At 60.9% G+C, this 15740-nt stretch carries 16 protein-coding genes; 11 read left to right on the top strand and 5 right to left on the bottom strand.

Features of this window, described 5'->3' with window-relative positions:
- Positions 1 to 98 precede the first annotated feature (98 nt).
- Both EQW76_RS15750 and EQW76_RS15745 read right to left on the bottom strand, forming a co-directional pair.
- Positions 99 to 692, bottom strand: coding sequence for an NUDIX domain-containing protein (locus EQW76_RS15750; protein ID WP_142829638.1), 594 nt, complete (start codon positions 690 to 692; stop codon positions 99 to 101).
- Positions 689 to 2872, bottom strand: a complete 2184-nt coding sequence (locus EQW76_RS15745) for a molybdopterin oxidoreductase family protein (RefSeq protein ID WP_142829640.1) — start codon at positions 2870 to 2872, stop codon at positions 689 to 691. Before EQW76_RS15745 ends, EQW76_RS15750 begins: the two co-directional genes overlap by 4 nt.
- 21 nt (positions 2873 to 2893) lie before the next feature.
- Between EQW76_RS15745 and EQW76_RS15740 the strand changes: the two genes are divergently transcribed.
- Entirely contained in the window at positions 2894 to 3778 is an 885-nt protein-coding gene (locus EQW76_RS15740) for a 23S rRNA (adenine(2030)-N(6))-methyltransferase RlmJ (RefSeq protein WP_142829642.1), read from the top strand.
- 31 nt (positions 3779 to 3809) lie between these two features.
- Complete coding sequence (locus EQW76_RS15735) at positions 3810 to 4403, top strand: glutathione S-transferase family protein (protein WP_142829643.1); 594 nt, start codon at positions 3810 to 3812, stop codon at positions 4401 to 4403.
- A 145-nt stretch (positions 4404 to 4548) separates the two neighbouring features.
- Here EQW76_RS15735 and EQW76_RS15730 read toward each other — a convergent pair whose 3' ends face one another.
- Complete coding sequence (locus tag EQW76_RS15730; RefSeq protein WP_142829644.1) at positions 4549 to 5181, bottom strand: outer membrane protein; 633 nt, start codon at positions 5179 to 5181, stop codon at positions 4549 to 4551.
- 364 nt (positions 5182 to 5545) lie between these two features.
- On the opposite strand from EQW76_RS15730, the gene EQW76_RS15725 reads away from it, so the two are divergent.
- The 5 genes from EQW76_RS15725 to EQW76_RS15705 all read left to right on the top strand — a co-directional run bounded on the left by EQW76_RS15725 (position 5546) and on the right by EQW76_RS15705 (position 9796).
- On the top strand, positions 5546 to 6313 hold the full coding sequence (locus EQW76_RS15725) for an SDR family oxidoreductase (protein WP_142829645.1): 768 nt from the start codon (positions 5546 to 5548) through the stop codon (positions 6311 to 6313).
- Positions 6310 to 8349 (top strand): excinuclease ABC subunit UvrC, encoded by a 2040-nt coding sequence (gene uvrC / locus EQW76_RS15720; protein ID WP_143122968.1) that lies wholly within the window; start codon positions 6310 to 6312, stop codon positions 8347 to 8349. Before EQW76_RS15725 ends, uvrC begins: the two co-directional genes overlap by 4 nt.
- Positions 8350 to 8460: 111 nt before the next feature.
- Positions 8461 to 9057: a CDP-diacylglycerol--glycerol-3-phosphate 3-phosphatidyltransferase gene (gene pgsA / locus EQW76_RS15715; RefSeq protein ID WP_142829648.1), complete on the top strand. Its 597-nt coding sequence runs from the start codon at positions 8461 to 8463 to the stop codon at positions 9055 to 9057.
- On the top strand, positions 9054 to 9308 hold the full coding sequence (gene moaD, locus EQW76_RS15710) for a molybdopterin converting factor subunit 1 (RefSeq protein ID WP_142829650.1): 255 nt from the start codon (positions 9054 to 9056) through the stop codon (positions 9306 to 9308). The genes pgsA and moaD overlap by 4 nt, the downstream gene beginning before the upstream one ends.
- A 5-nt stretch (positions 9309 to 9313) precedes the next feature.
- Positions 9314 to 9796 (top strand): molybdenum cofactor biosynthesis protein MoaE, encoded by a 483-nt coding sequence (locus tag EQW76_RS15705; RefSeq protein ID WP_142829651.1) that lies wholly within the window; start codon positions 9314 to 9316, stop codon positions 9794 to 9796.
- Between the two features lie 3 nt (positions 9797 to 9799).
- On the opposite strand, the gene EQW76_RS15700 is transcribed toward EQW76_RS15705, so the two are convergent.
- Positions 9800 to 10696, bottom strand: coding sequence for a branched-chain amino acid ABC transporter permease (locus EQW76_RS15700; RefSeq protein ID WP_142829653.1), 897 nt, complete (start codon positions 10694 to 10696; stop codon positions 9800 to 9802).
- A 65-nt stretch (positions 10697 to 10761) separates the two neighbouring features.
- Here EQW76_RS15700 and EQW76_RS15695 point away from each other — a divergent pair, with 65 nt between their 5' ends.
- Both EQW76_RS15695 and EQW76_RS15690 read left to right on the top strand, forming a co-directional pair.
- Positions 10762 to 11313, top strand: a complete 552-nt coding sequence (locus EQW76_RS15695) for a CGNR zinc finger domain-containing protein (protein ID WP_142829655.1) — start codon at positions 10762 to 10764, stop codon at positions 11311 to 11313.
- Positions 11310 to 11816 (top strand): hypothetical protein, encoded by a 507-nt coding sequence (locus EQW76_RS15690; RefSeq protein WP_142829657.1) that lies wholly within the window; start codon positions 11310 to 11312, stop codon positions 11814 to 11816. Before EQW76_RS15695 ends, EQW76_RS15690 begins: the two co-directional genes overlap by 4 nt.
- 86 nt (positions 11817 to 11902) lie before the next feature.
- Here EQW76_RS15690 and ndk read toward each other — a convergent pair whose 3' ends face one another.
- Positions 11903 to 12325 carry a nucleoside-diphosphate kinase gene (ndk, locus tag EQW76_RS15685; RefSeq protein ID WP_142829659.1) on the bottom strand — a complete coding sequence of 141 codons (423 nt, stop codon included), beginning with the start codon at positions 12323 to 12325 and terminating at the stop codon, positions 11903 to 11905.
- A gap of 256 nt (positions 12326 to 12581) precedes the next feature.
- Here ndk and EQW76_RS15680 point away from each other — a divergent pair, with 256 nt between their 5' ends.
- The gene (locus EQW76_RS15680) at positions 12582 to 13637 is read left to right on the top strand and encodes a GGDEF domain-containing protein (RefSeq protein WP_224128267.1); all 1056 of its coding nucleotides are present in this window, start codon (positions 12582 to 12584) and stop codon (positions 13635 to 13637) included.
- 86 nt (positions 13638 to 13723) lie between these two features.
- Positions 13724 to 15607, top strand: a complete 1884-nt coding sequence (locus EQW76_RS15675; RefSeq protein WP_142829661.1) for an ABC-F family ATP-binding cassette domain-containing protein — start codon at positions 13724 to 13726, stop codon at positions 15605 to 15607.
- Positions 15608 to 15740: the final 133 nt, after the last annotated feature.

The following is a 15740-nucleotide window of genomic DNA, read 5'->3' as shown; positions in this document are numbered from 1 at the left end:
GGGAACCTCCTTGGCGTATGCCGGCGTATCAAGGCGCAGCCCTTAACCGTGGTCGATGACCGTTGCATGAACGTCGGCGACCGAATGAGCGGGAGCGCTCAGGCGAGACGGTCGCGGTTCAACCCAGCCCATTGCAGCAGCATGATCGTCTTGCCGTCGATGATGGCGCCGGTCTCTATCATCGACAGTGCCTCCGATAGCGGCACTTCCATGACCTCGATATCCTCGTGCTCCTCGACCAGTCCACCGCCTTCCGACAAACGATCGCCGGTGTCGATGACGGCAGCGAAGAAGTGGACGACCTCGGTCACTGCACCCGGTGCCATATAGGCCTTGAACAGGAACCTGACGTCGCGCACGTGATATCCGGTTTCCTCCATCGCTTCTCGGCGAATGGCTGCTTCCGGCTCCTCCCCGTCGAGAAGACCGGCCGGCGTCTCTATCATCCAGCCGGCATCGCCGTTCAGATGGGCGGCAAGGCGGAACTGGCGGACGAGAACGACAGTCTCCTTGTGGGGATCGTAGAGCAGGATCGTGGCCGCAGGGGTGCGATGGTAGATCTCGCGCTTCAGGCGGTGGGTCGCGCCATCCGAGGCGGTGTAGTCGATGTCGTAGCTGCTGAGCTCGGTCCAGCCCTTCGACAGCGTGGTCTGCGCGACGATTGCCACGCCGGCTTTCTCAAATTTCGTCATTGGACATCCCTGCGCAGCCAGACCTTGTTGTCGTGGACGGCAGCGCCGCCATAGGGCGCGACAGGATCGGCCCCGGTCAGGACATTGATGCCCTCGCCGTCCACATGTGCGCTGTTCGGCCAAAGCCCCTCGGCGATCAGCACGCCGGGCTTGACCTCGGTGGTGATGCGGGCGTGAAGGCGGATGTCGCCCCTGACATTGCCGATACGCACGAGGTCACTATCGGCGATGGCATGCGCTTCGGCATCGCTCGGATTGATCATGACTTCCGGGCGACCTTCCTTCTGTCGCGAGGTCTTGGTCTCGGCGAAGCTGGAATTCAGGAAGTTTCGGGCCGGCGATGTCGCCAGCCGGAATGGATGCTCTGCATCCGCGACCTCGATCACGTCGACCTGATCGGGAAAGGTCGGCAATTCCGCATGCGGGCCGAGCAGGCCGATCGATTTCGGCGGACGGTTCGGCGCCGGCTGGTTGCTCCAGTCCGGCCGGAAGCGGAACTTGCCGTCGGGATGGGCAAAGCCGTCGATGAAATGCGCCTTGTCGAAATCCGGCTGGCGATCGAACCATTTGTGCTCGAGAAAATAGTCGTAATCCGGAAGATGGCTGTCGGCGAGGATGCGGTCGACCATCTCGCGGGCCGTGAAGCCGAAACCCGGGCGGTCGGCGACGCCGAGGCGCTTGGCCAGTTCCTCGATCACAAAGAGGTTGCTGCGCACCGTTTTCGGCGGCTCGACCAGTTTTGGGCCGAGCAGGATGTGGTTCTGGCCGCCGGCACGGTAGATGTCGTCATGCTCGACGAACATCGTCGCCGGCAGGACGATATCGGCCATCGATGCGGTGTCGGTCATGAATTGCTCGTGGACGGCGACAAACAGGTCGTCTCGGGCAAAGCCGCGCTTCACCAGCCGCTGCTCGGGCGCGATGTTGACGGGATTGGTGTTCTGGATCAGCATCGCGGTCACCGGGCCGCGATGGCGAAGGGCTTCGGCATCGCCCGTCAGCGCCCGGCCGATCTGCGACTGATCGATCATCCGGATATCCTCGTCCTTCATGGCGCGGCCGGTCAGTTCGGCGCTGCTCATCTGGAAGATATCGCTGTTGGAATGGAAGGCGCCGCCGCCCTCGTATCGCCAAGAGCCGAGTACGGTGGCGATCGAAGCTGCCGCATGCATGGCGATGGCGCCATTGCGCTGGCGGGTAAAGCCGTAGCCGAGGCGGAAATAGGACTTCTTCGTGCGGCCGACGAGCGCACCGAAAGCCTCGATCTCCTCGACCGTCAGACCGGTGATGTCGGCGGCCCATGCCGGGGTGCGGGTCTTCAGATGTGCCTCGAGGCCCGCCGGATCGTCCGCGTATTTCGCCATATAGGCGCGGTCGGCATAGCCGTCACGGAAGGCGATATGCATGACCGCGCACGCAAGGGCTGCGTCGGTGCCGGGCCTGACGATCAGCGCAAGATCGGCCTGCTTCATCGTCGGATTGTCGTAGATATCGATGACGACGATCTTGGCGCCACGTTCCTTGCGCGACTTGATCGCGTGGGTCATGACATTGACCTGGGTGACGACAGCATTGGTGCCCCAGATGACCACGCAATCGGTACGCCCCATCTCGCGCGGGTCGGGACCGCGCAACACGCCGGTCGCCATGGTGAAGCCGGTCCAGGCCGGGTTGGTGCAGATCGACGAGAAGAACCCGGAATAGCGCTTCGCGTGGCGCAAACGCTCGATCGAGTCGCGCTGCACCCAGCCCATCGTGCCGGCGTAGAAATAAGGCCAGATGGCTTCGCTTCCGTCCTTCGCCTCTGCCTTGACGAAGGCGTTGGCGATCTCATCCAGCGCGTCGTCCCAGGAAATGTCTCCCCATCGCCCTTCGCCCTTAGCGCCCAAGCGCCGGACAGGCTTCATCAGCCGATCGGGATGGTACAGCCGCTCGGCATATCGGGCGACCTTGGCGCAGATGACGCCTGCGGTATAGGAATGATCGCCGGCCCCGCGAACGCGGCCGATGCGGCCGTCCTCGGAAATCTCGATGTCGAGGGCGCAAGTGGACGGACAGTCGTGCGGACAGGCCGTGTGGCCGATTCTCGCTTTTGCCGGAATGGGGGTCGCAATGTTCATCGCAACTGTATATTTCAAGGCGAGGCCGGCAAAAAGAGCAAAACCGGTGCATCGCAACATTTCATGCAGGCATCACCGAAAATGAATTATCGGCACATCTACCATGCGGGCAATTTCGCCGATGTCTTCAAGCACGCGGTCCTGGCTCGGCTTGTCCGCTACATGCAGACGAAAGACAAGGCCTTCCGGCTGCTCGACACTCATGCCGGTATCGGCGTTTACGATTTGTCGTCGGAGGAAGCCCAGAAGACCGGCGAATGGCTGGATGGCATCGGCCGGGTTATGGCCGCGGACCTGCCAGCGCAGGCAGCGGAACTGCTCGAGCCCTATCTCACCGCCGTCAATGCGCTCAATCCTGACGGTGGCCTGCAATTCTATCCCGGCTCGCCGAAGCTGGCGAGCCTGCTGTTCCGGCCGCAGGACCGCCTGTCGGCGATGGAACTGCACCCGGAAGATGCGAGCCGGCTGCACCGGCTGTTCGAGGGCGACCACCAGGTGCGCGTGACGGAACTCGACGGTTGGCTGGCGCTCGGCGCCCACCTGCCGCCGAAGGAAAAGCGCGGCATCGTGCTGGTCGACCCGCCATTCGAAATCGAAGGCGAATATGACCGGCTGGTCGACGGACTGGCGCGCGCCTATCGCCGCTTTCCGGGCGGCACCTATTGCCTATGGTATCCGCTGAAGAAGGATGCGCCGATCAAGGCGTTTCACGAGGCGCTTCAGGCGCTCGAGATCCCGAAGATGCTGTGTGCCGAACTTGCGGTGCGCACCGAACGCGATTTCACCGGATTGTCAGGCTCCGGCCTGATCATCGTCAATCCGCCCTTCACGCTCAAGGACGAGTTGCACGCCCTGCTGCCGGTGTTGAAGGATATCCTTGCGCAGGACCGTTTCTCCTCAAACCGGGCCTTCTGGCTGCGCGGCGAGCAACCGAGCCGCAAGCCCGATGCCAACGAAGACATCTGAGAGTTCCCCTTCCCGTTTTGGAAAGACAACCATGAAGCTTCTCTGCTCGTCGACATCGCCGTACTCGTCCAAGGTCAGGATGGCGGCACGCTATCTCGATATCAAGCTTACAGAAATCAGCGTCGACACCAATGCCGGGCCTGCAATTCTCCTCGACAACAACCCGCTCGGTAAAATTCCCACACTGATTACCGACGACGGTCTTTCCGTTTTCGACAGCCGTGGCATCAACCATTATTTCGGCCGCATGGAAGGCAAGCGGCTTTATCCCGGCAGCCAGACCAAGCGCACCAAGGCCGATGTCCTCGAGGCTCTTTGCGACGGCACATGCGACTGCCTGCTGTCGATCATCTACGAGCGGCGGTTCCGCACGGAAGAGAAGGTGTTCCAGCCGTGGATCGACCGCCAGTGGGCCAAGGCCCAGCGAGCGCTTACCTACCTCAACGAAGACACGCCGAAGATCGGTCGCAAGCTGAACGGCGGCCATTTTGCCATGGCGGCAATGCTGGGTTACCTACAACTGCGATTCGCCGGCGAGTGGGAAGACGATCACAAGGCACTGGTCTATTGGCTGCGAGACTTCGAAAAGCGCTTTCCGGCATTTCCGGAACTGAAGCCGCAGTAGGAGGCTTTGACGCCGCCGCTCCGGTCAAGATTGGCTGGTGCGATAGCAAACGGCAGGGTTTCGTTGCCGACCTCGCCTTTCTACAGGCCTAGAAACGAAAAAAGCCGGGACGAACCCGGCTTCTTCCGTAACATCAGACCAAGTCTTAGAACTTGTAGCCGATACCGACCTTGACGCTATTTTCGTCGTAGCCGCGCGATACGCTGCCGGAGTCGAGATCGAAGTTCTTCTTGCCGTAGTCGGTGTAGCGATATTCGAGGCGGGCAGAGATGTTGTTGGTGACCATCGTTTCGGCACCAGCACCAACCGTCCAGCCAACAGCCGTCTTCTTGTCAGAAGAAGTGTCGTCAGACATCTTGTTCTGGCCAGCAGCAACACCGGCCGTGCCGTACAGCATGAAGGGGTTGAAGTCGTAGCCGAGGCGAGCGCGAACCGAACCGTTGGTTTCGTTCTTGCCTGTGATGCCGTTCTTCGTGCTGTCGGCGCCGGAGTAACCTACGTCACCTTCGATACCGTATACGATCTGGCCGTCCTGCCAGTTGTAGCCCGAGTAGACCTGGCCGCCAAAAGCGTCAGCGCTGCCGCCCTGGCCCTTGATCTTGCCCATGTTGTAGGTGCCAGCCGCGCCGAGGTAGAAGCCGGCCCAGTTGCTGACCTGGGGAGCGTCCTGAGCGACGGGAGGCTGAGGAATCTGTTCGACAGCGTCGGCAGCCATTGCAGCCGAGAAACCACCGATAACGAAAGCCGAAGCCATGAGGGTCGTGATGATGTTACGCATACTTTTATTCTCCTAATAATCTCGTTCCGTCGCCTACTGTCCTGGCGTTCGAACGGTCCGAGCAATTCCTGGATATTCCCTCCCGGATGACTGTAAATTGGAATGCAATTGCGGATTTGGAAGAGCTAAATTGTGAAATCATTGTGGCAACCGAATGGCTGAAATTCGATGTTGCTTTAACGCCACAGGACAATCGTTAACCATAACAAATTATTAAAGAGACTATACTTAATTTTATTCAAATATATCTCAAGATCTACATAGAAGATTTGTCTCCCCTGCCCCTGCATCGGAGTGGCTTCCTATGGTCTATCGGCTCCCTATATAAGTGCTAATCCGACCAACGCAGTGAAAAGGCGACATTTTGACCGATAACAAACTCCGAACCGCGCTGATCACCGGCGCATCCCGCCGGATAGGCAGTGCAATGGCCCGGGATCTCGCGTCTAACGGATTCAATATTGCAATTCACGCAGATACATCGATGGTCGAGGCGGAAGCCCTGGCGGCGGAATTGAGGCTTGACGGCATCAAGGCAATTGCCGTCAAGGCCGACCTTCAAAATAATTTCGAGGTCTCGACCCTTGTCGAACGGACGGTTTCGGCTCTCGGGCCACTGGATCTGCTGATCAACAATGCCTCGACCTTCCGCTCGGACACGGCAGACGCTTTCGATGCGGAGGCGTTTGAGGCGCATTTCGCCGTCCATGTGCGGGCACCCTCCATCCTGGCGGCTGAATTTGCCCGACAACTCCCGGACAGCGTACCCGGCTTGATCGTCAACATCATCGACCAGCGGGTCTGGGCTCTCAATCCGCGTTTCTATTCCTACACGCTTTCCAAGGCGGCTCTCTGGACGGCCACTCAAACCCTCGCCCAGTCTTTTGCGCCGCGAATCAGGGTCAACGCAATCGGGCCGGGCCCGACGCTCGCCAGCAGCCGGCAGGCGCCGGAGGATTTCCAGGCGCAGATCGACGGGCTGTTGCTGAAGGCAGGCCCGGGGCTCGACGAATTCGGCCGGACGGTCCGCTTTCTTTTTGACACGCCTTCGATCACGGGCCAAATGATTGCCCTGGATGGAGGCCAGCACCTGGCCTGGGAGACGCCCGACGTGCCGGAGACCGCTGAATGAATGCCAGAAAGCTGCCCGAGGGCGGCGTTCTCTACGACGAATCGGACGATACCGACGATGACATCGAGGTCGAGGGCGGCGGCATCGCCGTCCCTGCCCTGACGGTGGCCGTCGACTGGAACGAAGGCGGAAAGAACGAGACCGGGCTGAAGGGCGCCGAGCTCATCGGCGAGTTCGTCAAGCGGCTGCCGAATGCCCCGGGCGTCTATCGCATGTTCAACGAGGCGGGCGACGTGCTTTATGTCGGCAAGGCCCGCAGCCTGAAGAAGCGCGTCAGCAACTACGCTCTCGGTCGTGGCCACTCGAACCGCATCGCCAAGATGATCCGCGAGACGGCGAACATGGAGTTCGTTACGACCCGCACCGAAACAGAAGCGCTGCTGCTGGAAGCCAACCTCATCAAGCGGCTGCGCCCCCGCTACAACGTGCTGCTGCGCGACGACAAATCCTTTCCGTATATCCTTATTACCGGTGATCATCGGGCACCGGCGATTTTCAAGCATCGTGGCGCGCGCAGCCGAAAGGGCGCCTATTTCGGCCCCTTTGCCTCAGCCAGCGCCGTGGGGCGGACGATCAACTCGCTGCAGCGGGCCTTTCTGATCCGCACCTGTACGGACAGCGTCTTCGAGACGCGCACCCGGCCCTGCCTGCTGCACCAGATCAAGCGCTGTTCCGCTCCCTGCACCCACGAAGTCAGCGACGACGGCTATGGCGAACTGGTGCAGGAAGCCAAGGATTTTCTCTCGGGCAAAAGCCAGAACGTCAAATCGCATATTGCCGATGCGATGAACTTGGCGGCCGAGAACCTCGATTTCGAAAGTGCAGCCGTCTATCGCGACCGGCTTTCGGCTTTGTCGCATGTGCAGAGCCATCAGGGCATAAACCCGGCCGGCGTCGAGGAAGCGGACATCTTCGCCATCCACCACGAGGGCGGCATATCCTGCATCCAGGTGTTCTTCTTCCGCACCGGCCAGAACTGGGGCAACCGGGCCTATTTTCCGCGCGCCGATCCGTCTCTGTCAGGCGCCGAGGTACTGAATTCGTTCCTCGCGCAATTTTACGACGACAAGCCGGTGCCGCGCCAGATCCTGCTGTCGGAGACCGTCGAGGAAATCGAGCTTCTGGCAGCCGCGCTGTCGGAAAAGGCCGGTTACAAGATCGCCATTCTGGTGCCGCAGCGCGGCGAGAAGAAGGACCTGGTCGACCACGTCGTCGGCAATGCCCGCGAGGCGCACGGTCGCAAGCTGGCCGAGACCGCCTCGCAGTCGCGGCTGCTCGAAGGCTTCAAGGAAACATTCAAGCTGCCCTATGTGCCGCAGCGCATCGAGATCTACGACAACTCGCACATCATGGGCACCAATGCCGTCGGCGGCATGGTCGTCGCCGGACCGGAAGGTTTTGTCAAAAGCCAGTACCGCAAGTTCAACATCAAATCGACGGAGATCACCCCCGGCGACGATTTCGGCATGATGCGCGAAGTGATGATGCGGCGTTTTTCGCGCCTGTTGAAAGAGGAAGGCCTGCCGGACCGGACCAAGGCGATCAGCGAGGATGCGGCCGACCTGCCCTTCCCAGCCTGGCCCGACGTCATCCTGATCGACGGCGGCCAGGGACAGATGACGGCGGTGCGCGCCATCCTCGACGAACTCGGCATCACGGACAGCGTCATTGCCATCGGTGTTGCCAAGGGCGTCGACCGCGAGGCGGGCAGAGAGCGATTCTTTCCGCCGTCCGGCGATAACTTCACCCTCCCACCGCGCGACCCGGTTCTCTATTTCATCCAGCGCCTGCGCGACGAGGCGCACCGGTTTGCGATCGGATCGCACCGGGCACGCCGCAAGAAGGAGTTCGTCAAGAATCCGCTCGACGAGATCGGCGGTATCGGACCTTCGCGTAAACGCGCATTGCTGCAGCACTTCGGAACCGCAAAGGCCGTGTCGCGGGCAGGATACACCGACCTGCTCGCCGTCGAGGGGATTTCAGAGACCGTGGCGAAGCTCGTCTACAATCACTTTCACGACGACGCCGCGAAATAAAAGCGGCAGGTCGCAAATTCTACGCAATGACGGCGGAAAAACTGAAACAATATTGACGCTATAGAGCAATGACCGTCATTCTACCCGGACGCTCCAAACGAAACGATTTTCATGGCATCGCGCGCATATAACATTCCGAATCTCCTCACCTACGGACGCATCCTGGCGGTGCCGCTCATCGTCATCTGCTTTTTCGTCGAGGGAAAGCTTTCGATCAGCAACACGGCGCGCTGGGTCGCGCTATGGATCTTCATCATCGCCTCGATCACCGATTTCCTGGATGGTTATCTGGCGCGGATCTGGAACCAGACATCGAATATCGGCCGCATGCTCGATCCCATCGCCGACAAGCTGCTGATCGCCTCGATCCTGTTACTGGTCGCAGCCGACCAGACGATTGCCGGCTGGTCGCTGTGGGCGGCGATCATCATCCTCTGCCGCGAAATTCTGGTGTCGGGACTGCGTGAATATCTGGCGCAGTTGAAGGTCAGCATCAGCGTGCCGGTGACGCGTATCGCCAAATGGAAGACGACGGCGCAGATGGTGGCCATCGCCTTTCTGCTGGCGGGCCCCGCCGGCGAAGAAATCCTCCCGCACACGACTCAGATAGGCATCGCGCTGTTGTGGATTTCGGCGATCCTGACGATCTATTCCGGCTACGACTATTTCCGCGTCGGTCTGAAGCACATCGTGGACGACGAGGGATGACCAAACTCGTCTATTTCGCCTGGGTGCGCGAACGGATCGGCCGGGGCGAGGACGAACTGGTTCTTCCCGCCGATGTGATTACCGGTGCCGATCTCCTCAATCATTTGAAGACGCTGGGCGAAGAGTACGAGATGGCATTGGAATTTCCGGATGCCATCCGAATTGCCGTGAATATGGAACATGTCGAGCATGACGAGAGCATCGTCGGCGCGCGGGAGATTGCTTTGTTTCCGCCGATGACAGGCGGCTGACGGGGATGGCCGACGTTCTTCCCATTCTGCCAACGATCCGCGTCCAGCGTGAGGATTTCGACCTGCAGGCGGAGGTGGCGAAGCTGTCGCGAGGACGCCACGAGATCGGCGCGGTCGTCACCTTCTCTGGCCTCTGCCGGGACGAAGGTGCCAGTCTCGCGGCGCTGGAACTCGAACATTATCCTGGCATGGCCGAGGCCGAGATGGAGAGAATCGCCACCGCTGCCATTGAACGCTTCGAACTGCGCGGCCTGACGGCCATCCACCGCTTCGGCCGCATCCTCCCCGGCGAAAACATCGTGCTCGTCATTGCCGCCTCGAGCCATCGGCAGGCCGCCTTCGACGGCGCCAATTTCGTCATGGATTTCCTGAAGACGGCGGCCCCCTTCTGGAAAAAAGAACATGCTGCCGACGGCAAGGCCGGAGACTGGGTGGCGGCCCGCGATGCGGACGATGCGGCGCGGACGAGATGGACCGCAGACAGGTGACGCTCAGGGAATGACCCGCTCCCGCCGGCTGATGACCAGCAAAACAACCAGCAGTGTGAACACCATGAGATCGCGCCAGAGCAGCGGCCCGTAGGCGCTCCACAGCGTCTCCGCAAACGCCAGTGCCGCTGCGCCGCCCGCCGATTTCAGCGGATTGCCGTAGCCGCCGACCGAAGCAATCAACAGCACCTTCAATCCAAACATCATCCCGGCGCCGAAATCCATGGTGCCGTAGTAGGATGTCGACAGCAACCCGCAGACCGTGGCAATCAGGGTTGCGCTGCCATAGGCTGTGAGGAAGACCCGGCTGGTCGACAGGCCGCAAAGTTGGGCGGCGAGCGGCTCCTCATTTACGGCGCGCCAGATGCGCCCCCAGGCGGTGTAGCGCAGCACCGCCGCGCCGCCGAGGACGATCGCTGACATGAGGGCCGTGTCCAGCAGCTGGATTTCCGTCAGCGTCACCGGGAAGCTGATGTCGTTCCAGAGCACCACCGGCGCATTGAGGAACGGCGGCAGCCAGCGCGGCCGGCTGCCCATCGCCAGCGACGCGGTTTCCATCAGCACGATCAGGACACCGAAGGCGGCGACGATCACCGTGTTCGGCGATGTCTTTGCCAGTGGCTGGATGACGGAGCGACCAATGAGCAGACCCGCGCCGAGCGTGTAGACGAAGGCGAGCACTGCTCCGAATGCCAGTGCTGCGGGTAGCACGAGGATGAGCCGGTTGTAGCCGACATCGCTGAACAGCAGCAGCATCTGGCCAGCAAAGGCAAACAGCGCGCCATAGGTGATATCGGGCCGCCTGGTGACACCGAAGGCAATGGCATAGCCGAAAGCCAGGGCGGCGTAGAGTGCTGCGAGCGGCACAGCGTTCGCCAGTTGCTGCAACAGATAGGCCATGCCACCCCTCCCCACGGCTGAAATAATAACTGGCAAAATAGGTTTTACCAGTTATTATTTGCGGCATGAGCTTTTCCTGGACCCCTCATCGCTTTTCCGGTGGCGGCCTTGCGCTCGATGTCGCCAACAGCGTCATCCTGCGACACGACGCAACACGCAGCATCGACCGTTTTGCGACACCGGAACATCTCGAAGACTTTGCGCCTGCGGCAATGCAGTTCTGCGCCGAACGGGCATTGTTCGGCGATATCAAGCCACTGAAATCCTCCGAGGCGCCTGCATTCCTGCATCTGAGGGAAGCGATCGACGGCTACTTCCGGGCGGTGGTGCTGGGCACGACATCGGATGCTTTGCTGGCCGATCTGCTCGCGGCCATGGCAACATGTTTGCGCGGTGCCACCACGCCTGACAGTCTTGCCAGCGCGACCGTACATTCGACGCTGCGGCTGCTCGCGAACCCGGAACAGGACCGCATGAAGATCTGCGGCAATTGCGGCTGGCTGTTTGTCGACCGCAGCAAGAACCGTAGCCGCAGCTGGTGCGACATGGCCGTCTGCGGCAACCGGGTAAAGGCAAGCCGGCACTACAGGCGCAAGAAGCAGGAGGTGCCGTCATGAGAACCAGAGAGATATTCGCAGTCACCATGGCCCTCTTGACGCTGGGCGGTTGCCAGCGGCAGGACAGCGACGGTCCGACCGAGTTGAACGGCCGGTACTTCGTCTTCAACTACCGCGTCTCAACTGCGACCTACCTCGTCAATCTTGCGCTGAAGGCGCCGATGCCGGATGGCAGCTTTGCCATTGCCGAATTCGAAAACCCGATGGGTGGCGAGCCGCTGGTGGTGAAGGAAAAGATATTTCCGCTCTGGGACAAGATCACGCTGCAAAGCCCAGCCGTCCATTGCGTCCGCAAGGATCGGCCCTATGCCGTCAACATCCGGCTGGTGGACGGCGACGGCCGGACATTCCAGACCATCAAGACGCAGGTCATATCGGATGTCGACCAATCGGTGCTGACAGCAAGGCCGCTGGTCGTCGGGCCGGGCTATAGCGTCAATCCCGAGTTGGTAAAGCCCGACGGCAGCATCGATTTCTCGCCGGAAAAATGCGCCGCCGGCTGATCGCAGCCACGAAAAAGCCGGGACGCGAACGACCCGGCTTTGACAAGTTAGTTCAATGGCTTCGGCAAAGATGCCGAGAGCTTGATTCAGCCGACGATTTCGGTGCCGGAGAACCAGTAAGCGATTTCCTCGGCAGCGGTTTCGGGAGCGTCCGAACCGTGAACCGAGTTCTCGCCGATCGACAGGGCGTGCAGCTTGCGGATCGTGCCTTCGGCAGCGTTAGCCGGGTTGGTTGCGCCCATGACTTCGCGGTTCTTGAGGATGGCGCCTTCGCCTTCGAGAACCTGAACGACCGTCGGGCCAGATGTCATGGAGTCAACGAGTTCGCCGAAGAAAGGCCGCTCCTTGTGCACGGCGTAAAAGCCTTCGGCTTCGCGCTTGCTCATCCAGACGCGCTTGGAAGCAACGACCTTGAGGCCGGCATCTTCGAGAATCTTGGTGATCGCGCCGGTCAGGTTGCGCTTGGTTGCATCAGGCTTGATCATCGAAAAGGTGCGTTCAGTGGCCATGGTTCAAATCCTTCGTTTTGCGGCAAAAGTTGGCGGTCTTTACCCGCCTGCCCGCCTGAAAACAAGGGGGATGCGGCAATTTCACGGGACCGTCACAGTCGCCTGGCTGCAACCGCCCGTTAACCCCGCCAGCCGATACTATCGAAAAACGGCGCCATACCGGGCTACCTTAAAGCCGTTTTAACCCGGCAGGCCGCAAATCGAGAGCGATTACCCAAACGGCCAGGCGCAGGACGACCTCAAGCAGGACAGAGCGATGAAACACCCAACGCCAGGCGCTGCTGCGACTTCGGCCAATTCGATGCTCGGTCCGGTCGACCTCCAGAAGGTTGGCCACGCCATGGCCAAGTTCAAGGTCCGCGGGTTGCCGCGCAACTACCAGCTTTTCCATGAGGCACTGTTCGGCGCCGACCGCAGCCTATCGAACGAGATCGCTCTTCTCGGCAGCCACCCTTCGCAGGCCATGCTCGACGAGATCGGCCTCAGGTACCGCCTTGTCAGCCATTGCGGACTGGTCGCCGAGAATACCCAGTCAGAGACAGCACGGATGCTGCGCGACGTCGCCGGGCAACTGGCCGAGGGCCTGAGGCACAAGCAGAGTTTCGTTCAAGCCGTCGAAACGATCACACAGTCTGTCAACGAAGACCCGATGCAGAGCCTTGCTGCATTTTCCGCCGAGATGGATTTCCTCAACGCCTCGCTGACCAACCTGATGATCTACGAGACCGGGCTGACGGAAAAGTTGACTGACCAGATGGACAGGATCGCCACGCTGGAAAAGGGCAACGCGGCAATCCGCACCGCCGTTGCCACCGACCGCATCACCGGGCTGCCCAACCAGATTGCCCTCATCAACCGGCTGATAGAGTTGTACGACGAAGACAGCGCCCAGGGGATTGCGCTGATCATGGTAGACATCGACGATTTCGGGGCATTCAACGGCAAGTTCGGACCGCAGGCCGCCAATCACCTGCTGAAGAAGCTGGGCGGGCTTTTCCGCAAGAGCATCAAGAAGAACGATCTCGTCGTTCGCATGACAGGCGACGACTTCTGCTTCCTGGTGACAGACGTGAATACCGAGGGCGCTCGGGCAATCGCTGCAAGGCTTCGGACATCAGTCGAGGAAACGCTGGTCTATGCAACCTCTGACAAAAGCGATCCGGGCCGGCTCAGTATCTCTGCCGGCATTGCGCTCAGCACCGACGCTCCATCGGCAGCCCAACTCATGGCCCACGCCGAGGCGGCACTTGCCAGCGCGCAAGCCAACCGCCGCCATCCGATACAGCTGTTCAGCCACGACGCGCGCCCTTAAACCTTCGGCGGACTGTTTGCCGTCGCGCGAACCGTATTGCAGCGCACACTCTTGCCTTCAAGGGCAAGTTCGGTCAAAACCGCCCCATGATCACGCTCAACAACATTTCCGCCCGCATCGCAGGGCGCCTTCTCATCGACCAGGCAAGCATCGCGCTGCCGGCCGGCATAAAGGCCGGCTTCGTCGGCAAGAACGGTGCAGGCAAGTCGACGCTCTTCAAGATCATTACCGGTGACATGGAAAGCGAGACGGGCAACGTCTCCATTCCGAAGAATGCCCGCATCGGCCAGGTCGCGCAGGAAGCGCCGGGTACGGAAGAGCCCCTGCTGGAAATCGTGCTGAAGGCGGACAAGGAGCGCGAGGCGCTGCTGGCCGAAGCCGAGACCGCGACCGATCCTAATCGCATCGGCGAAATCCACATGCGGCTGGCCGACATCGGCGCCCATTCGGCGGAATCGCGGGCAGCGAGCATCCTTGCAGGTCTCGGCTTCGATGCCGAGGCGCAGCTGCGTCCGGCCTCGAGCTTTTCCGGCGGCTGGCGGATGCGCGTGGCGCTTGCCGCCGTGCTGTTTTCCGAGCCAGACCTGCTGCTGCTGGACGAGCCGACCAACTATCTCGACCTTGAAGGCACGCTGTGGCTGGAAGACTATATCAGCCGCTATCCGCACACCGTGATCATCATCAGCCATGACCGCGACCTGCTCAACACCGCAGTCAACGCCATCGTCCATCTCGACCAGCAGAAGCTGACCTTCTATCGCGGCTCCTACGACCAGTTCGAGCGCCAGCGCGCTGAAGCCAACGAGTTGCAGACGAAGGCCAAGGTCAAGAACGATGCGGCGCGCAAGCATCTGCAGTCCTTCATCGACCGCTTCAAAGCCAAGGCCTCCAAGGCCCGCCAGGCGCAGAGCCGCGTCAAGGCGCTGGAGCGCATGGGCACCGTCTCGTCGGTCATCGAGGACAATGTCCAGGGCTTCAAGTTCCCCGATCCCGAGAAGGAAGCCGCCTCCCCGATCATCGCCATCGAGAGCGGCTCCGTAGGCTATGCGCCGGGCAAGCCGATCCTGCAGCACCTGACCCTGCGCATCGACACCGACGACCGCATCGCGCTGCTCGGCTCGAACGGCAACGGCAAGTCAACATTTGCCAAATTCATCTCCGGCCGTCTTCCTGGCTCACCGGGTTCGGTCAAGACCGCATCCGGCCTGAAGATCGGCTTCTTTGCCCAGCATCAGCTGGACGACCTCATTCCCGAGCAGACGGCCGTCGAGCACGTGCGTCGCCGCATGCCAGGCGCCACCGAAGGCAAGGTGCGGGCGCGCGTTGCCCAGATGGGGCTTGCGACCGCCAAGATGGAAACCGCAGCGAAGGATCTGTCGGGTGGCGAAAAGGCACGCCTGCTGATGGGGCTTGCCGCCTTCGACGCGCCGAACCTGCTGATCCTCGACGAACCGACCAACCATCTCGATATCGACAGCCGCAACGCGCTGATCCAGGCGCTGAACGAATATTCCGGCGCCGTCATCCTGATCTCGCATGACCGCCATCTGATCGAAGCCACCGCCGACAGGCTGTGGCTCGTCAAGGACGGCACCGTCATGAACTATGACGGCGACCTCGAGGATTACCGCAACACCATCGTTGCTGCATCGCGCGGCGGCAAGGGCGGCAAGAAGAGCCCGGAAGACAAGGCCAACAAGGCCGAGCAGCGCAAGGCCAACGCCGACAAGCGCGCCGCCAACGCACCGCTGAAGAAAAAGATCAACGATGTCGAGGCTTTGACGCAGAAACTGCAGAAGCAGATTCAGGCTCTCGACCGCGAACTGGAAGACCAGGAGATCTACGACAAGTTTCCTGACAAGGCCGCAGCCAAGGTCAAGGAACGCGCCGACCTGATGGCCAAGATCGCCAAGAGCGAAGAGCAGTGGATGTTGCTCTCGGACGAATACGAGGCAGCGATGGCGGGGTGACCGCCAGCGTCGCATTTCCTCCAGGCAAGCAGGCGCAACCTTCATTTAGCCTGTTTGCTTTCCCGCCTCCGTCCCCTGTCTAAAGGACGGATTGCTCGGCTCACGGTCGCGCGATCAACCCAACGTTGATGCC

Source organism: Rhizobium sp. rho-13.1 (assembly GCF_007000305.1).
Classification (GTDB): domain Bacteria; phylum Pseudomonadota; class Alphaproteobacteria; order Rhizobiales; family Rhizobiaceae; genus Rhizobium; species Rhizobium rhododendri.
This window is presented reverse-complemented; position numbering and strand designations above follow the sequence as displayed.

Bases quoted from the DNA above. Each gene is read 5' to 3' on its own strand.
- EQW76_RS15750 (WP_142829638.1), bottom strand. From the start codon at position 692: ATGACGAAATTTGAGAAAGCCGGCGTGGCAATCGTCGCGCAGACCACG.
- EQW76_RS15745 (WP_142829640.1), bottom strand. From the start codon at position 2,872: ATGTTGCGATGCACCGGTTTTGCTCTTTTTGCCGGCCTCGCCTTGAAA.
- EQW76_RS15740 (WP_142829642.1), top strand. From the start codon at position 2,894: ATGAATTATCGGCACATCTACCATGCGGGCAATTTCGCCGATGTCTTC.
- EQW76_RS15735 (WP_142829643.1), top strand. From the start codon at position 3,810: ATGAAGCTTCTCTGCTCGTCGACATCGCCGTACTCGTCCAAGGTCAGG.
- EQW76_RS15730 (WP_142829644.1), bottom strand. From the start codon at position 5,181: ATGCGTAACATCATCACGACCCTCATGGCTTCGGCTTTCGTTATCGGT.
- uvrC (WP_143122968.1), top strand. From the start codon at position 6,310: ATGAATGCCAGAAAGCTGCCCGAGGGCGGCGTTCTCTACGACGAATCG.
- pgsA (WP_142829648.1), top strand. From the start codon at position 8,461: ATGGCATCGCGCGCATATAACATTCCGAATCTCCTCACCTACGGACGC.
- moaD (WP_142829650.1), top strand. From the start codon at position 9,054: ATGACCAAACTCGTCTATTTCGCCTGGGTGCGCGAACGGATCGGCCGG.
- EQW76_RS15705 (WP_142829651.1), top strand. From the start codon at position 9,314: ATGGCCGACGTTCTTCCCATTCTGCCAACGATCCGCGTCCAGCGTGAG.
- EQW76_RS15700 (WP_142829653.1), bottom strand. From the start codon at position 10,696: ATGGCCTATCTGTTGCAGCAACTGGCGAACGCTGTGCCGCTCGCAGCA.
- EQW76_RS15695 (WP_142829655.1), top strand. From the start codon at position 10,762: ATGAGCTTTTCCTGGACCCCTCATCGCTTTTCCGGTGGCGGCCTTGCG.
- EQW76_RS15690 (WP_142829657.1), top strand. From the start codon at position 11,310: ATGAGAACCAGAGAGATATTCGCAGTCACCATGGCCCTCTTGACGCTG.
- ndk (WP_142829659.1), bottom strand. From the start codon at position 12,325: ATGGCCACTGAACGCACCTTTTCGATGATCAAGCCTGATGCAACCAAG.
- EQW76_RS15680 (WP_224128267.1), top strand. From the start codon at position 12,582: ATGAAACACCCAACGCCAGGCGCTGCTGCGACTTCGGCCAATTCGATG.
- EQW76_RS15675 (WP_142829661.1), top strand. From the start codon at position 13,724: ATGATCACGCTCAACAACATTTCCGCCCGCATCGCAGGGCGCCTTCTC.